The sequence below is a fragment of the Streptomyces sp. ALI-76-A genome (assembly GCF_030287445.1).
Classification (GTDB): domain Bacteria; phylum Actinomycetota; class Actinomycetes; order Streptomycetales; family Streptomycetaceae; genus Streptomyces.
In genome coordinates, this window is sequence record NZ_JASVWB010000002.1 from 1636192 (window position 1) to 1651357 (window position 15166).

Here is a 15166-nt window from a genome sequence, read left to right on the forward strand (position 1 = left end):
GTCAGTTCACCTTCCGTTCCAGGGCCGCGTCGAACGCCGCGCACACCATGTGCACGGCCACCAGGTGGAGTTCCTGGACGGTCGCGGCGGATCCGGCGCTCACGCACAGGGCCTCGTCGCTGCCCGCCACCAGCGGGTTCGGAGCCGGTCCGGTCAGCGCCCACACGCGCAGGCCCGCCGCCCGTCCGGCCTCGGCGGCCGACAGCAGGTTGGCGCTGGCGCCGCTGGTGGACAGCAGCATCAGCACGTCGCCGGGGCGGCCGTGGGCACTGACCTGGCGGGCGAACACCTCGTCCACGCCGTAGTCGTTGGCGATGGCCGTGGTGCTGGAGGTGTCCGCGTGCAGGGCGATCGCCGAGAAGGCGGGACGGTCGTCGCGGTAGCGGCCGACGAGTTCGGCGGTCAGGTGCTGGGCCTGGGCCGCGCTGCCGCCGTTGCCGGCGACGAGCAGCCGGCCGCCGCCCGCCAGTACGGTGACGAGCCGCTCGCCCCAGTGTTCGGTGAGGGAGGCCGAGGCGCGGAACTCCTTGAGCGCGTCGAGGAGTTCGTCGCAGTGCCCGGCGACCGACGACACTTCTGTACTCATCACGCCACCTCCGACGGTATTTCGTCACGTGCCGTGACGCGTTGGTAGACCTCTTCGACGCCGTCCGCGACGCGCTGCCAGGTGTAGCGGGCGAGCGCGCGTTCGCGGCCGGCCGCGCCCATGCGGCGGCGCAGCCCGTCGTCGGCGAGCAGTTCGCGGACCGCCTCGGCGGTCGCCTCGGGGTCGGCCGCCGGTACGAGCCGTCCGGTGACCTGGTCGGCGACGCTGTCCCGGTGGCCGCCGACGTCCGTCGCGACGACGGGAACGCCGCAGGCCATGGCCTCCAGCGGGACGATGCCGAACGGCTCGTAGGACGGGGTGCACAGCACCGCGTCGGCGCTGCCGATCAGGGCGGGCATCCGGGCCGGGTCGACGGCGCCCAGCAGCCGCACCCGGTGGGCGACGCCGGCCCGGTCGGCCAGGTCCAGCAGCCGTCGCGCCTCGGGTTCGGCGCCCAGCTGTTCGGGCGGGGGCCCGCCGGCGAGGACCAGTTCGGTGTCGGGGATCCGGGTGAGGGCCCGGATGGCCTGGTCGTAGCCCTTGCGGCGGACGAGCCGCCCACAGGCCAGCAGCCGGTGCCGTTCCCGGCGGGCCGGGGTGCCGGCGTGCGGCACCCCGGGACGGAAGTGGCCCACGTCCACCCCGCACGGCACCACGGACACCCGTCGGGGCGGCACGCCCAGGTCGGCCAGTTCGAGGACCTCGTCGGTACAGGTGGCCAGGACCCGGGCGCAGCCGCGGCCGATCTGCCGCTCGATGCCGACGCGTTCGGGCGGACTGGTGTCCTCGTGGCCCTGGTGGCGCCGCTTGACGGTGCCGAGGGCGTGGAAGGTCTGCACGACGGGGATGTCGTGGGGCCGGGCGCCGGTCCGGGCGGCCAGGCCGGACATCCAGAAGTGGGCGTGCACGGCGTCGGGCCGCTCACGCCCCCAGACCTCGGCCAGGTAGGCGCCGAAGGCGTGCATGTAGGGGAAGAGCGCGTCCTTGGGGACCGGTTCGGGCGGTCCGGCCGGTACGTGCTCCACGACGGCACCGCCGGGCAGGGCCACCCGGTCGGGCAGCTCGCCGCAGTCGCGCCGGGTGTAGACCGTGACGTCGTGGCCCCGGCGCGCCAGTTCCTCGCTGAGCCGGGCCACGTACACGTTCTGACCACCCGCGTCGACGCCGCCGAGTGCCGCCAGGGGGCTGGCGTGCTCGGACACCATGGCGATCCTCATCGGGTCACCTCCTTCAACAGCCGCTCCCAGTCGTCCAGGAAGCGGGTCAGTCCGTAGCGGGCGAGCGCCGCGGCGCGTGCGCCCTCGCCGACCGTGCGGGCGTGCGGCGGGTCGGCGAGGAAGTCCCGTACGGCGTCCTTGAGTACGTCGAGGCGGTTGGAGACCACCCCGGCGCCGGGCGGCACCGCCTCGGTCACCTCGGTGGTGGCGAGCGCCACCACCGGCATGCCGAGGTGCATGGCCTCCAGCAGGGACAGGCCCAGGGAGGTCCAGCGGACGGGATGGAGGTAGAGGCGGCGCCGGGCCATCGCGGTGTGCAGCTCGCGCTGGACGAGTTCCTCGGCGCGGCACCGGTCGGGTGCCAGGCCCAGCCGGTCGGCGAGGCCGCTCGTGCCCATGCCGAAGACGTCCACGGGGGCCACGGCGGCGAACTCGGGCAGCAGGTCGGTGCCGACGGTACGGCCGCGCCGCACGGGTTCGTTGACGACGACGGCGGCCCGGGGCACCTCACCGGTCCACAGGTGGCCCGGGTCGACGATGCCGTGCTCGATGACGGCCGTGGGGAGGGGCCCGTTGTCCCACATCAGCCGGTTGAAGTGGGTGACGTGGACGAGGGTGGCGCCGGGGATGTCCGCGGCCGGGTGGCGGGTGTCGGGGACGTTCCCGTCCGGGGCGTTGTGCTCCAGGTACACCAGCGGCGGGCGGCGGCCCAGCCAGCGGTCGACGAGGTCCAGTTCGTGCGGACGCTGGAGGACGACGAGGTCGATGTCCTCGTCCCGCAGCCGCTCGGGCGGGACCTCGACGACGGAGTCGGGCCAGTCGAAGGTGCGGGCCCGGCCCAGGCCGTCGGGTCCCCGGTCCGGGGTGACGGGCACGAGGTAGGTGTGCGGGCCCCGCACGAAGGCCGTGGTCCACGACCCGTGCACGTGCCAGAGAAGGATCCTCATGACTCCCCCGCGGTCTGCTCGTCGGTCAGGAGCTTCTCCACGGCGGCGACCACGTCGTGTCCGGTCACCGACTCCAGGCACGGGTGGCCAGGCACCGGACAGGTCCGGGCCCTGCTGTCCGCGCAGGGCGCCAGCTGGTCGCCGAGCAGGACGTACGGCACGCCGTACGGTCGCCAGCGCTCGGCGGGCACGACCGGCGCGAAGAGCGAGACGACGGGGGTGCCGACGGCGGCGGCGAGGTGGGCGGGCGCGGTGTTGCCGGTGACGACGGCGGCGGCCCCGGCCAGCACGCCGGCCAGTTCGGGGGCGTCGGTACGGCCACCGAGGTCCAGGCCGTGCTCGCCGGCGACGTGCGCGGTCAGGTCCCGCTCGTCCGGCCCGCCGGTCACCACCACCCGGTGCCCGGCCGCGGCCAGTTCGCGCACCGCCTCCGCGCTGCGCTGCGGACTCCAGGCCCGCGCGGGGACGCTGGCGCCGGGGTGCAGCACGACGTACGGCCCGGGGCCGGTGGCCCCGGCGGTGTGGGGCGGCGGCAGCACCCGCAGCCGGCCGTCGTCGACCCGGGGGAACCCCGCGGCCCCGGCGAGGTCGAGCGCGGCCTCCACCTCGTGGACGTGCGGCGCGCGGTGGTGGCGTACGTCGAGGAGGGAGCCGGGATAGTCCTCGCTGTCCGCGGCGATGTGTCCCACCCCGGCCAGGCGCAGCAGCAGGGCGGTGGGCAGCGGGGACTGGTGGAACGAGGTCAGGATCAGGGCCGTGTCGGCGTCGACGGTGTCGATGAGCAGCTCGACCTCGCCGCGGCCGACGGGCGGGGGCGTGAATCCCACCCAGGGCGCGTCCCAGACCAGGATGTCGTCCACGCCGGGCAGCAGGCGCGCGGCGGGCGCGCCGCGCGGTCCGCACAGCATCGTGACGGAGTCGGCGCGGGCGGCGACGGCCCGCACGGCGGGCCCGGCGAGCAGCACGTCGCCGAAGTTGTCGAGGCGGGCTACGAGGGCCTTCACCATGGCCTCCCGGTGTCGTGGCCGGCGTCGACGGGCCGTTCGGCGGCCGGGACGCCGTGCCGGGGCGACCCACTGACCGCCGTGCGCACGGCGGTCAGCAGATCCGGCGCCACGTGGTCCGCGCACGCCGTCTCCTCCGGCCGGGTCTGCGGGGTGGGGACGAGGACGCCGTGGGCGCCCGCCCGGCGCGCGGCCTCGACGTCGGCGCCGATGTCGCCGATGACGAGGCAGTCGGCGGGCGCGGCGCCCAGGCGTCCGGCCGCCCACAGGATCAGGCCCGGTGCGGGTTTGCGGCACGGGCAGCCCTCGTCGGGGCCGTGCGGGCACACGGCCCACACGTCGAACGGGCCGAGGAGGTCGTCGACGCGCTGGTTGACGCGGCGGACCTCGGCGTCGGTGAGCAGTCCGCGCGCGATGCCGGACTGGTTGGTGACGACTCCGGTGCGGATGCCCCGGGTGCGCAGCAGGTCGAGTGCCTCGCGGGCCCCGTCGACGGGGCGGACGAGGTCCGGGTCGCCGTTGTAGGGGACGTCGTGGACCAGGGTGCCGTCCCGGTCGAACAGCACGGCTGTGACGGGGTTCACCGCGCCACCTCCCGCCAGGCGGGCGCGGCTCGGTGGCGCCACAGTCCGCTCAGCCAGTGCCAGGTCGCCGCGGGCGGGATCAGCGCGCTGGTGAGGAGCATGGTCGTGACCTCGTCACGGATGCGCGGACCGGGGGTGATGCGGGCCCGGGCGAACTCGGCGGTGCCGACGGCCCAGCCGAGCGCGGCGGCCGCGGCGGCGCGACGGCGGCCGGTGACCGCGAGGGCGCACGCGGCGCCGCCGGCCGCGGTGACCGCGAGGTGGACGCGCCGGCGTCCGCGCGGCGCGGCCGCCTTCTCCCACCAGTCGGGGCCGTGCAGCCGCCGCATCAGGGCGTCGTCGGCGTTGCCGCGCTGGGCGCGCAGGGACACCCAGCGGTCGGCGGGCCGCACCGGGTGGCGGGTGGTGCGGCGGCCCTGGCGGACGCGCCAGCCGGCGTCGAGGACGCGCAGGGCCAGGTCGGCGTCCTCCCGGAAGGCGCGCCGGAAGCGTTCGTCGAAGCCGGCGACCTGCTTCAGCGCGTCGGTGCGGTAGGCCATGTCGGCGGTGATCCAGCGGGCCGTCGCGAGACCGGCGGTGCCCCGTTCCCAGTCGGTGGGGCGGCGCTCACCGGGCAGCGGCACGGTGATGACGCCCTGGCTGCCCGCGGTGTCGGGGGTCGCGTCGGCCAAGTCCCGCGCCAGCTGCTCGCACCAGCGCGGTCCGACCTGGACGTCGTCGTCGAGGAAGGCCACCCAGGGCGCGGAGACCACGCGCCAGCCGGTGTTGCGGGCGGCGGCGGGTCCGCGTCCCCCGCTCGCCACGACCCTCGCGCGTCCGCGCAGGTCGCCGAGGAGGCTCAGCGGGTGCTCCAGCGCCTGCGGGTCGGGGTCGGGCCCGGGGCGGTCGTCGACGAGGACGATCTCGTCCGGCTGCGGTCCGGTCGCGGCGGCGAGCGCGGCGAGGCAGTCGGCGAGGGTGCCGCGGACGAGCGTCGGGATCACGACGGCGTAGGCCGTGCTCATGCGAACGCCTTCCCCCGGCGCACCGCGAACGGCCCGATGGCCAGCAGGTCCACGGGCGCGGAGCCGAAGCACTCCAGGGCGTCGCGGGGGTCGTCGACCATGGGCCGGCCGGCGGTGTTGAGGCTGGTGTTGACGACCACGGGCAGTCCGGTGCGCTGTTCGAAGGCGCGCAGCATCCGCGCCACCAGCGGCTCCTGCCGCTCCTCGACGGTCTGGATGCGGGCGGTGCCGTCGACGTGCACCACGGCCGGGATCCGGTCGCGCCACTCACGGGCCACGTCGTGCACGAACAGCATGTACGGGCTGGGCAGCGGCCCGGTGAACAGGTCGTGGGCCCGGTCGGCGAGGACCATGGGCGCGACCGGCCGGAACTCCTCACGCCCCTTGACGTGGTTGAGGCGCTCCAGGTTCTCGGCGCGGCCGGGGTGGGCCAGCAGGGAGCGGTGTCCGAGGGCGCGCGGACCGTACTCGCTGCGTCCCTGGAACCAGGCCACGATCCCGTCCCGGGCCAGTTCCTCCGCGACCGTCTCGGCGATGTCGTCGGGGCGTTCGTACGGTACGGCGGCCTGGTCGAGCCAGGCGCGCAGTTCCTCCTCGTTCCAGCCGCGGCCGAGGTCGGCTCCGGGCATGGCCCGCGGGTTGTCCGCCACGTGGAGGGCTCCGCCGAGCGCGGTGCCGGCGTCCCCGGCGGCGGGCTGCACCCAGACGTGCCGGTACGGGCCGCGCTCGGCGATCTTGGAGTTGGCGACGCAGTTGAGGGCGACACCGCCGGCCATGGTGAGCGCCTCGCCCCCGGCCTCGCGGTGCAGCCAGTGGACGAGTTCGAGCAGCAGCTCTTCGAGGACGGCCTGGGTGCTGGCGGCGAGGTCGGCGTGCTCCTGCGTCCACTCCTCCCCCTCGACGCGGGGCGGGGCGAGGGCGGCCCAGTCGACGCCGTGGGCGCGGAAGCCGCCGTCACCGGTCGGGTGGACGTACTGCCGCAGCTGGGGCAGGAAGCGCGGTTTGCCGTAGGAGGCGAGCGCCATCACCTTGTACTCGTCGCTGCTGCGCAGGAAGCCGAGGTGCTCGGTCAGCTCCTCGTAGAGCAGGCCGAGGGAGTGGGGCAGCGCCTGCGCGGCCAGGGTGTCGAGCTTGCCGTCGCGGTAGCGGCCGGCCAGGTGGGAGGCGGCCTCACCGCGCCCGTCGAGCACCAGCACGGCGCTGTCCGGGTGCGGGCAGGCGAGCCCGGCTGAGGCGGCGTGGGCCACGTGGTGGGGGACGAAGACCACCCGGTCCGGGTCCAGGCCGGGCAGGGCGTCGGCGAGGAACTCGGGGGCGCGCCGCGCGTAGTCCAGCCGCAGCGGGTCCCAGGGGTCGAAGAGGCCCATCTCGGAAGCGGGCCGGGCCAGGGCGGGGTCGAAGGAGTAGGTGACGGCGTCCAGTTCCTCCGGCCGGACGCCCGCGTGGTCCAGACACCACCGGGCGGAGAGCTCGGGCAGTTCCCAGGCGGAGAACGGCACCGGTCGCTTCCCGTGTTTGCGGCGGCTGAAACGCTCTTCCTCGGCGGCCGCGATCGTCTGTCCGTCGATCACGAGAGCGGCGGCCGGGTCATGGAACAGGGCGTTGATGCCAAGGATGCGCATGGGGGGTTGCTCCGTCCCGGAGGCTGGTGGGATCACGCTTCCGGCTTGGCGAGTGCCGCCGGGGCGGCTGTCTCAAACAAATGGAGACAACTCAGGACAAACCAGCTGCATTTTTCACACTGTGCAGTGTCCCGCACACGAGTGGTCACGGCGACCCGGGTGACAGCGACAGCTGACTGCCGGGCTCGAAGCGTGCTGCGGCCGACTCGCCGGGAGACGCGGAGCGAGGGGAATGCGGACGCGGAGCGGGGCGCCGCCGGTCGCGGGTCGGGCGGGAGCGATGCCTCGGCCCTCACGGGCAGGGCAGGGCCCCTCACGGGCAGGGCACGGACAGACGTGCCGGGCTTCGCACCCCGGCCGGGAGCCGCTCACGTACGGGGCGGGAGCCGCCGACACGCGTCGGCACCATGATCCCGCCGGGCGGCCCGAAGCGCGCCGGGTCCGCGACGCGAGCGCCGGGCGGGGCGGGAGGAAGGAGCGGTCGGCCCCCGGATCAGGCGGCCTCCGACCGGGTGAACCAGTCGATCGTGCGGGCCAGGCCCGTGTTCCAGTCGGTACGCGGCCGCCAGCCGAGCCGTTCCCGCGCGAGCCGGGTGTCGGGCTTGCGGCGGGTGGGATCGTCGACCGGGCGTTCGACGAAGTCGATACGGGAGGAGGAGCCGGCCAGCTCGACGATGCGGCGGGCGAGCTCCAGCATCGTGATCTCCTCGGCGCCGCCGATGTTCACGGGTCCCGGCTCCTCGGACGCCGCCAGCGCCAGGATGCCGTCGACCGTGTCGTCGACGTAGCACAGTGAGCGCGTCTGGCCGCCGTCTCCGGCGACGGTCAGCGGCGCGCCGTCCAGGGCCTGGGCGATGAACGTGGGCACGGCCCGGCCGTCGCCGGCGCGCATGCGCGGGCCGTAGGTGTTGAAGATGCGGACGATGGCCGCGTCGGTGCCGTGCACCCCCCGGTGCGCGGTGACCAGGGCCTCGGCGAAGCGCTTGGACTCGTCGTAGACGCTGCGGGGCCCGACCGGGTTGACGTTGCCCCAGTAGGTCTCCGGCTGCGGATGCTCCAGCGGGTCCCCGTACACCTCGGAGGTGGAGGCGAGGACGAAGCGGGCGCCGTCACGGCGGGTCCGCTCCAGCGCGTGGCGGGTGCCGTCGCTGCCGACGGCGAGGGTCTCCAGCGGCAGCCGCAGGTAGTCGGCGGGCGAGGCCGGGCAGGCGAAGTGCAGGACCAGGTCGAAGCGGCCGGCGAGCGTGCGCCAGGCCGACGGGTCCGTGGCGTCTCCCCGCACGAACCGGAAACCGGCGTGTCGTTGCAGGTCCGCGACGTTGGCACGGGAGCCGGTGGCCAGGTTGTCGAGGCACACGACGTCGGCGCCCGTGTCGAGCAGCCGTCGGCACAGGTGCGATCCCACGAATCCCGCTCCACCGGTCACCAGGGCCCGGTGGAAGGTGCGTCCGCTCATCCGGCTCTCCTCACTTCGCCGTTCTCTGCATGGTGACCTGAGTAACGCCGGAGCGAAATCGGACAACGCGCGGGCCGACCCCCGGCGGATCGCGAAGTGAGAGTGCGCGGTCAGGGGGAAGAAGAAGCGGCAACTTAGGGAGGATGTCGTGAACGGTGACGTGTTGGGGCTGGGGGACGTCCTGGCGGAGGCGGAGCACGCCTCGCCGGTGGAGTCGGTCGACGTCGTGGCACGGAACCTGCAGAAGCGGTTCGGAGCGGCCGGTGTGTCGTTCCTCTTCGTCGACCTGATCGGAGAGGAACTCGTCCGGCTCAGCACGGCCGACGGGGCACCGGGCGCTCCCGGGGCGCCGCGCATCGGCCTGCGCGGCAGCGCGTACGAGAGGGTCCTGAGGTCCCAGCGTCTGCACGTGAAGCCGGACGGGGAGGGCGGCCATCTGGCGATATCGCCCGTCACCAACCGCGGCGACTGCATCGGCGTACTGGAGATGACCCTGCCGCACGCCGACGAGACCGTGTTGCGCCAGGTGGGTGAGGCGGCTCACGCGCTGGCGTACATCGTCGTCACCGACCGGCGCTTCACCGACCTGTATCACGGGCGCAGACGCACCACGCCCACCAGCCTGGCCGCCGAGATCCAGCACCAGCTGCTGCCCTCCGCCCCCTGCTGCGAGGCCGCGCAGTTCGCCGTCGCGGGCGGGCTGGTGCCGGCCGATGACATCGGCGGCGACACCTACGACTACGCCCTGGACCGGGACACGCTGCACCTGTCCATCACGGACGCCATGGGCCACGACACCGAGTCGGCCCTGCTGGCCACCCTGCTGCTCGGCGCCCTGCGCGGTGCCCGGCGCTCCGGGTGCGACATCGGGGAACAGGCCCGCCGGGCACACCGGGCGCTGCTCGACCACGACCGCGGCATGGCCACCGGCCAGCTGCTGCGCGTCCGCCTCGAGGACGGCAGCGTCCAGCTGATCAACGCCGGTCACCCGCGACCGTTGCTCCTGCGCGACGGGACCGTGGAGGAACTGACGGTCTTCGCCAACCTGCCCTTCGGCATCGTCTCCCCCATCCCCTACCGGGTCCAGCAGCTGGACCTCCGTCCCGGCGACCGGCTGGTCATGCTCACCGACGGCATGCAGGAACGCGCCGCGGCCGGCGTGGACCTGCCCGCGCTGATCCGCGACACCCGCGGGGTCCACCCGCGCGAGGCCGTCGGCGTGCTGGTCGGCGCCGTCCGCGACGCGTGCGCGGGCAGCCTCGAGGACGACGCGACGGTGATGTGCCTGGACTGGTACGGGACCGACCCCGTCAGCCACCGCACCGGCCTCGACGACGGCTTCCCGTTCCTGACGCCGGAGGCGTGGCCCTGAGGGGGCCCGGACGGCGTCCCCGCGTCTTCCCGGACCGACCGGGGTGCCCTCGCGGCCGACGGCATCCGGGCCGAGGAACCCGCCGGGTGCCGGGCACTCGTGATGCCCACCGGGTGTGACCGGGTCCCCCGGGGTACTCGCACGGACGTCGACGCCGACGTCGCCGACGCGCACCGCTCACGAAGGGAGAGGCCTGATGGACGACCGTCCGAACCGATCCGACACGGACCTGCTCGGCATCTACCTCAACGATCACCTCGCCGGAGCCGCGCTCGCCGTGGACCGGGCGCGGCTGCTGGCCGACACCGAGTCCGAACGGGACCCGGCACTCGCCGACGCGGTGCGGTCGGTCACCGAGGAGATCACCGAGGACCGGGCGGGCCTCCTGGAGATCATGCGGAGCCTGGAGATTCCAGTCCGCCGCTACAAGATCGCAGCGGGCCGGCTCGCCGAGAAGGCGGGCCGTCTCAAGGGCAACGGCCGGCTCGTCCGCCGTTCCCCGCTCAGCCCCATGCTGGAGCTGGAGCTGCTGCGTCTGGGCGTGGAGGGGAAGGCCGCCGCCTGGCGGACACTGCGCCGGCTGTCGGACGCCGACACCCGCCTCGATGCCGGGCAGCTCGACCTGCTGCTCGAACGCGCCCACCGCCAGCTGGACACGCTGGAACAGCTGCGTCTGCGCCAGGTCACCCGGTCCTTCCAACGCGGCGGTGACCAGCCCGACAGCCCACCCGTACCCCAGGAGTCCTTCTCATGAGCGACCACACGCCCTCCCAGGCCGAAGGCGAGCCCGACGACACCGACACGCGGAACACCGCCGGCCATCCGGCACCGGACCACCCGACGCCGTCCCAGGCCGAGGGCGACCGCGACGACGCCGACGACAGCGACGCGGTGGACGGCGGGGACGACAGCCCCTGAACGGCCTCGTCGTCGAACGCCGGAGGAGCTGGCCTCAGCCCTCCGGCGTTCGTGGAGCGGGGTCCGCGGCGGAGCCCCCGGAAGGACGGGAACGGGTAGGGGCGGCGGGGCCGACACGGGCGGGGTCGAAACAAGCGTCCCCCGTCCGGGAGCCGGACGTCGGGCCGATCCACCCTGACCACGGTGATCCGTACACCCGTTGCCGCGTCATCACGAGCATCGGCACCGAGGCCGACGCCGCCCTGTTCCGCCATCGGGTGGCGCGTCACCGGCCTCACAACGCACGTCGGCGAACGGCAGTCGGCGGAGTTCCGCCACACCGAGCACCAGCGGCAGAACCCGTCGACTGACCGCTGCCCGCCCTCGCCTCCGTGCTGGATGGCCACGGCGGTCCGGGCGGTCGAGGCGACGGCCTCACCCGTCCGCGCCCGGGCACGGAGCCGACGGCGCGGAACCTCACCGTCGGCCCGTCGGCCGCTGGTCGGCCGCACTCGGGACGGCATCCGCCAGGACCTGGGCAGGGACGGCTGACCGGAGGCTCCCGGGCGCTTCCGTCCGGTCCACCGCCGGCGTGGGGCAGGCATCGGACGGTCTCTTCCGCGGCGGCGACCGGCTCCGCGACGACCTCGTCCGGGGCGAAGACGCACGCGGCGTCGCCGAGTGCTGCTTACCTGCCGGGGTTCTCCCGCCAGACCCGGGCCGCGATCTCCTCCGCGTCCGGCTGGGGCGTACCCGCCCTGACCAGGATGATTCCCCGGGACCCGTCCGGGAAGGTCACCTCACGCATCGCCGTGCCCAATGGGCCAGGCGTCGACTCCTCCGGCATGACGACCCCAATCGTGGACGAACCTTCAGGGTAACGGGAAGCCGCCCCTTCACGGCGCAGGTGCACGCAGGTGTTCGGGTGGCGAACGGCCGCGGGAGCCGGTGCGGTTCCGGCCCGCCGACGGCGGACCACCCCGACCTCCCCCGTCCTTCCCGCCTCGCGGACCGTCCCAACTCCCCGTCCTCCCACCTCGCGGACCGCCCCGACCTCCCCCGTCTCGCGGCCCGCTTCCCGCCCGTCGCCAGTGCGCCCGTCGCCAGTGCGCCCGTCACCTGCCCGCCGGGCTGAGGCGGACCAGCAGGACGCCGGGCGCGCGCGGGAGCGACACCCGCAGTCCGCTCCCGTCCCAGACCACCGTGCCCGCGCCCGGCGCGCAGGGGTGCAGGATGTCCGCACGGACCTCGCGTCCCGCCAAGTGGCCCACGGGGAGCCGCAGTTCGGCCTCTCCACCGCGGCGCCAGACCGTGAGGTACGACGTACGGTCATCGGGGACCCGCATACCCAGGGCCAGCCATTCGTCCGTCCACCCGGGCAGGCCCAGCGGCCAGAACGGCAGCGCCCGTGCCAGATCCCGGCGGATCGCCTTGTAGGTCCCCACCGCGTCCCGCACCAGGCCGAGTTGACGCGCCGACATCCGGTCGAGGTGGCCGGAGAGATGGATCCGTCCGAGCAGCGCGCCCCCCAGCGTGAAGGTGATCAGGTCGTCGTCGAACGCGGGCTGCGGGTAGGCCCAGACGGCTCCCTGCTCCGGCGGGACCGCCGTCGGCGCGGCGGCGGCGACGGCCGGGTAGCGCAGCGGGTCCTGCTGGTCGCTGGTGGACTGGAGCTGGGCGACGGCGAGGGTGGCGCCGTCCATCCGCATCCCGCCCGAGGCACAGTTCTCCACGACCAGGCCGGGGTGGCGGTCCAGGACCTCGGACAGCCAGTCCAGGTAGGCGTGGGCGTGGCCGAGCAGCCCGGCTCCCGGCGCGAGGTCACCGGGGGCGGTGGTCCCCGGATCGATCACGATGTTGTAGTCCAGCTTGAGGTAGCCCACGCCCCAGTCGCCGACGATCCGGTCCACCGTCCGGTCGAGGTGGGCGCGGGCGGCCGGGTGGCGCAGATCGAGCTGGTGGCGTCCCTGTTCGCTGAGGCGTACGCCGTCGCGCTGGAAGAAGGCGTCCGGCGGGAGCTGGGACGCGACCGGGCTGCGTACCCCGACGACCTCCGGCTCCAGCCACAGGCCCGGCACCATGCCGCGCTCCCGGATGCGGTCCAGGACGGCCCGGATCCCGCCGTCGGGGAAGCGGCGCGGTGAGGGCAGCCACGCGCCGACGCTGTCCCACCAGCCCTCGGTGTCGTCGTCGTACCAGCCGGAGTCGATGCAGAAGTACTCCGCCCCGGCCTCGGCCGCCGCGTCGATCAGCGGCAGCAGCTTCCGCGTCGTCGGGTCGCCCATCAGCGTGTTCATGTAGTCGTTGAAGACGACGGGGAGCGCGGTGTGGTCCGGGTGCGGGCGGCGGGCCGCGCGGCGGTACGAGGTCAGCGCCCCCATCGCCGCGTCGAACCCGGTGCCGAGGGCCAGCACCGCGGGGACCGTGGTGAACTCCGCGCCCGGTGCGAGCGCGACCCGCCACTGGTGTTCCGCGTCGGTGGGGCCGTTCAGCGCGAGGTACGTGCCGTCCGCGCGTTCGCCCAGGTCCCAGCGCCAGCCGGCCGGGGACTCGATCTGCCACAGCCAGGTCCGGCCGCCGTCCCGTTCCGTCAGCGCGCCCATCGCGAGGTGGCCGTCGGTGGGCCAGCTGCCGCGCCCGGTGAGGACCAGGGCGGCCCGGCTGTCGTGCTGGTGGGCGGCGACGTTGATGTCGGCGACGCTGGCCCGCAGCGGCTCGGCGTACCAACGGCACTCCGCGAGCCAGTCGTTGCGCGCGCGGTGCACGTCGAGGGCGTCCGCGGCAGGCAGTCCGGCGAGCAGCAGGCTGCTGACGGACTGGACGACCAGCGGTTCGGCGCCCTCGTTGCGGAGCCGGACGCGGGAGCGGAGCACCGGCAGTCCGGCCGGGGACGTCAGCTCGACGCACGCGGTCAACCCGGTCGCCGGGTCGTGGAGTTCGACGGTCAGCCACTCCCAGCCGGCGCGGCTGCCGCTGCGGTGGTCCCGGTAGCGCAGCCGTGTACCGAAGGCCGTGCCGGTGAAGCGCGGGCCGGACCAGCCGCTGCCGTGGCCGAGGACGGTGAGTTCGACGAGGGGAAGGGCGGCCTCCGGACCGGCGACGGGCTCTCTGCCGTCGGGGACGGCCTCCGGGCCGGGAACGGATCCGGTGTCGTCGTCAGGGGCGAGCCGGACCAGCCGCAGGGTGCCGTCGGAGGCGGTGGCGAACTCGACCCGGAGCGCCGGGTGCCCCCAAGTGAGCGTGTCCTGCGGGTGGTTGATGGCCCTCGTCGCCGCGTCCGCCGTACCGGTCAAGGCGTCTCCCCCTCCTGGCTCCGCCCTGCCGAGTGCCGGCGGCGGTCCGCGTCGGTCGCGTGAATCCCTCGTTACGGTCTCTTGACGACCGCATTGTGACCGGTCACAATCCTGGCATGAATGTGACCGGTCACACAAGGCGCCCGGCGAGCATCAGGGACGTCGCCACCGCCGCAGGGGTGTCGTACCAGACCGTCTCCCGGGTGATCAACGGCCATCCCAGCGTCAAGCCGTCCACCCGGGAACGGGTGCTCGCCGCCATCGACGACCTGGGCTTCCGGCGCAACGCCACCGCGCTCGCCCTGGCCAGCGGGCGCAGCCGGGCCGTGACCGTGCTGACCGCCAACACCACCCACTACGGGTACGCCTCCATCCTCCAGGGCATCGAGGAGGCGGCCCGTGCCGCCTCGTACGCGGTGGGGATCGGCGTCCTGGAATCGGCGGACGAGGCCGCGGTCGCCGCCGAGGTGCGGCGGGCGGCGGACGCCAGTGGCGGACTGATCGTGATCGCCTACGATCCGGCCGGGGTCCGGGCCCTGGCCGCCGTCCCCGCCGAGCTGCCGGTCGTCGGTGTGGTCGAGACTCCCGCGAACCCGCCCTCGGGCGACCGCCCCTGGGTGTGGACCGACGACCGCGAGGCCGCCTACCAGGCGACCCGGCATCTGCTGGGCCTCGGCCACCGGACCGTGCACTACGTCGCCATCCCCTCCAGCACCCGGCGCACAAGCGCCCGCACCACCGGCTGGCGGCAGGCGCTGCGGGAGGCCGGAGCGCCCGAACCCCGCCCGGTACAGGGGCGTTGGGGTCCGGCGGGTGGTCACGCGGCGGGGCTGAAACTCGCGAAGGACCCGGACGTCACCGCCATCCTGTGCGGCAACGACGACCTCGCGCTCGGGGTGCTGCGCGCCCTGCACGAGTCCGGCCGGTCCGTCCCCGGCGAGGTCAGCGTGGCCGGGTTCGACGACGCCCCGCACTCCGGCTATCTGACCCCGTCGCTGACGACCGTACGCCTGGACTTCACCGGCCTCGGCCGGTCCGCCTTCGCGCTGCTGCACGGGGTGCTGGAGGAGTCCGCGCGGATCGCCCCGCACCCCGTCTCCGTACCGGAGCTGGTGGTGCGGGAGAGCTCGGGGCCGGTCTCCGCCCGCGCTTGAAGTCTCGGTACCGCCGTCCTGAACCACCCG

Annotated in this window: 14 protein-coding genes; 4 read left to right on the top strand and 10 right to left on the bottom strand. The window is 74.6% G+C overall.

The window, feature by feature from the left end; translation table 11 throughout:
- Position 1 precedes the first annotated feature (1 nt).
- From QQS16_RS08305 to QQS16_RS08340, 8 genes are all read right to left on the bottom strand, one after another.
- Positions 2 to 586, bottom strand: a complete 585-nt coding sequence (locus QQS16_RS08305) for a D-sedoheptulose-7-phosphate isomerase (RefSeq protein WP_286060975.1) — start codon at positions 584 to 586, stop codon at positions 2 to 4.
- A complete protein-coding gene (locus QQS16_RS08310; RefSeq protein ID WP_286060976.1) occupies positions 586 to 1803 on the bottom strand; it encodes a glycosyltransferase in 1218 nt (405 codons plus the stop codon). Before QQS16_RS08310 ends, QQS16_RS08305 begins: the two co-directional genes overlap by 1 nt.
- Entirely contained in the window at positions 1800 to 2750 is a 951-nt protein-coding gene (locus tag QQS16_RS08315) for a glycosyltransferase (RefSeq protein ID WP_286060977.1), read from the bottom strand. The genes QQS16_RS08310 and QQS16_RS08315 overlap by 4 nt, the downstream gene beginning before the upstream one ends.
- Positions 2747 to 3754 carry a glycosyltransferase family 9 protein gene (locus QQS16_RS08320; RefSeq protein ID WP_286066251.1) on the bottom strand — a complete coding sequence of 336 codons (1008 nt, stop codon included), beginning with the start codon at positions 3752 to 3754 and terminating at the stop codon, positions 2747 to 2749. Before QQS16_RS08320 ends, QQS16_RS08315 begins: the two co-directional genes overlap by 4 nt.
- Positions 3751 to 4338: a D-glycero-alpha-D-manno-heptose-1,7-bisphosphate 7-phosphatase gene (locus QQS16_RS08325; protein WP_286060978.1), complete on the bottom strand. Its 588-nt coding sequence runs from the start codon at positions 4336 to 4338 to the stop codon at positions 3751 to 3753. Before QQS16_RS08325 ends, QQS16_RS08320 begins: the two co-directional genes overlap by 4 nt.
- Entirely contained in the window at positions 4335 to 5342 is a 1008-nt protein-coding gene (locus tag QQS16_RS08330) for a glycosyltransferase (RefSeq protein WP_286060979.1), read from the bottom strand. Before QQS16_RS08330 ends, QQS16_RS08325 begins: the two co-directional genes overlap by 4 nt.
- Positions 5339 to 6964 carry a carbamoyltransferase family protein gene (locus QQS16_RS08335; protein WP_286060980.1) on the bottom strand — a complete coding sequence of 542 codons (1626 nt, stop codon included), beginning with the start codon at positions 6962 to 6964 and terminating at the stop codon, positions 5339 to 5341. The genes QQS16_RS08330 and QQS16_RS08335 overlap by 4 nt, the downstream gene beginning before the upstream one ends.
- A gap of 493 nt (positions 6965 to 7457) precedes the next feature.
- Positions 7458 to 8420, bottom strand: a complete 963-nt coding sequence (locus QQS16_RS08340) for an NAD-dependent epimerase/dehydratase family protein (protein ID WP_286060981.1) — start codon at positions 8418 to 8420, stop codon at positions 7458 to 7460.
- Positions 8421 to 8568: 148 nt separating this feature from the next.
- Between QQS16_RS08340 and QQS16_RS08345 the strand changes: the two genes are divergently transcribed.
- The 3 genes from QQS16_RS08345 to QQS16_RS08355 all read left to right on the top strand — a co-directional run bounded on the left by QQS16_RS08345 (position 8569) and on the right by QQS16_RS08355 (position 10710).
- Entirely contained in the window at positions 8569 to 9792 is a 1224-nt protein-coding gene (locus tag QQS16_RS08345; RefSeq protein WP_286060982.1) for a PP2C family protein-serine/threonine phosphatase, read from the top strand.
- A gap of 196 nt (positions 9793 to 9988) precedes the next feature.
- Entirely contained in the window at positions 9989 to 10546 is a 558-nt protein-coding gene (locus QQS16_RS08350) for a hypothetical protein (RefSeq protein WP_286060983.1), read from the top strand.
- Entirely contained in the window at positions 10543 to 10710 is a 168-nt protein-coding gene (locus tag QQS16_RS08355; protein WP_286060984.1) for a hypothetical protein, read from the top strand. The genes QQS16_RS08350 and QQS16_RS08355 overlap by 4 nt, the downstream gene beginning before the upstream one ends.
- A gap of 667 nt (positions 10711 to 11377) precedes the next feature.
- On the opposite strand, the gene QQS16_RS08360 is transcribed toward QQS16_RS08355, so the two are convergent.
- Positions 11378 to 11536 carry a hypothetical protein gene (locus tag QQS16_RS08360; RefSeq protein WP_286060985.1) on the bottom strand — a complete coding sequence of 53 codons (159 nt, stop codon included), beginning with the start codon at positions 11534 to 11536 and terminating at the stop codon, positions 11378 to 11380.
- Positions 11537 to 11804: 268 nt separating this feature from the next.
- The gene (locus tag QQS16_RS08365; RefSeq protein WP_286060986.1) at positions 11805 to 13982 is read right to left on the bottom strand and encodes an alpha-galactosidase; all 2178 of its coding nucleotides are present in this window, start codon (positions 13980 to 13982) and stop codon (positions 11805 to 11807) included.
- A gap of 116 nt (positions 13983 to 14098) precedes the next feature.
- Here QQS16_RS08365 and QQS16_RS08370 point away from each other — a divergent pair, with 116 nt between their 5' ends.
- Complete coding sequence (locus QQS16_RS08370) at positions 14099 to 15136, top strand: LacI family DNA-binding transcriptional regulator (RefSeq protein WP_286060987.1); 1038 nt, start codon at positions 14099 to 14101, stop codon at positions 15134 to 15136.
- The last annotated feature ends 30 nt before the right edge of the window (positions 15137 to 15166 follow it).

Coding starts and splice junctions, on each gene's coding strand:
- QQS16_RS08370 (WP_286060987.1), top strand. CDS start 14,099: ATGAATGTGACCGGTCACACAAGGCGCCCGGCGAGCATCAGGGACGTC.
- QQS16_RS08350 (WP_286060983.1), top strand. CDS start 9,989: ATGGACGACCGTCCGAACCGATCCGACACGGACCTGCTCGGCATCTAC.
- QQS16_RS08360 (WP_286060985.1), bottom strand. CDS start 11,536: ATGCCGGAGGAGTCGACGCCTGGCCCATTGGGCACGGCGATGCGTGAG.
- QQS16_RS08310 (WP_286060976.1), bottom strand. CDS start 1,803: ATGAGGATCGCCATGGTGTCCGAGCACGCCAGCCCCCTGGCGGCACTC.
- QQS16_RS08355 (WP_286060984.1), top strand. CDS start 10,543: ATGAGCGACCACACGCCCTCCCAGGCCGAAGGCGAGCCCGACGACACC.
- QQS16_RS08330 (WP_286060979.1), bottom strand. CDS start 5,342: ATGAGCACGGCCTACGCCGTCGTGATCCCGACGCTCGTCCGCGGCACC.
- QQS16_RS08340 (WP_286060981.1), bottom strand. CDS start 8,420: ATGAGCGGACGCACCTTCCACCGGGCCCTGGTGACCGGTGGAGCGGGA.
- QQS16_RS08305 (WP_286060975.1), bottom strand. CDS start 586: ATGAGTACAGAAGTGTCGTCGGTCGCCGGGCACTGCGACGAACTCCTC.
- QQS16_RS08335 (WP_286060980.1), bottom strand. CDS start 6,964: ATGCGCATCCTTGGCATCAACGCCCTGTTCCATGACCCGGCCGCCGCT.
- QQS16_RS08315 (WP_286060977.1), bottom strand. CDS start 2,750: ATGAGGATCCTTCTCTGGCACGTGCACGGGTCGTGGACCACGGCCTTC.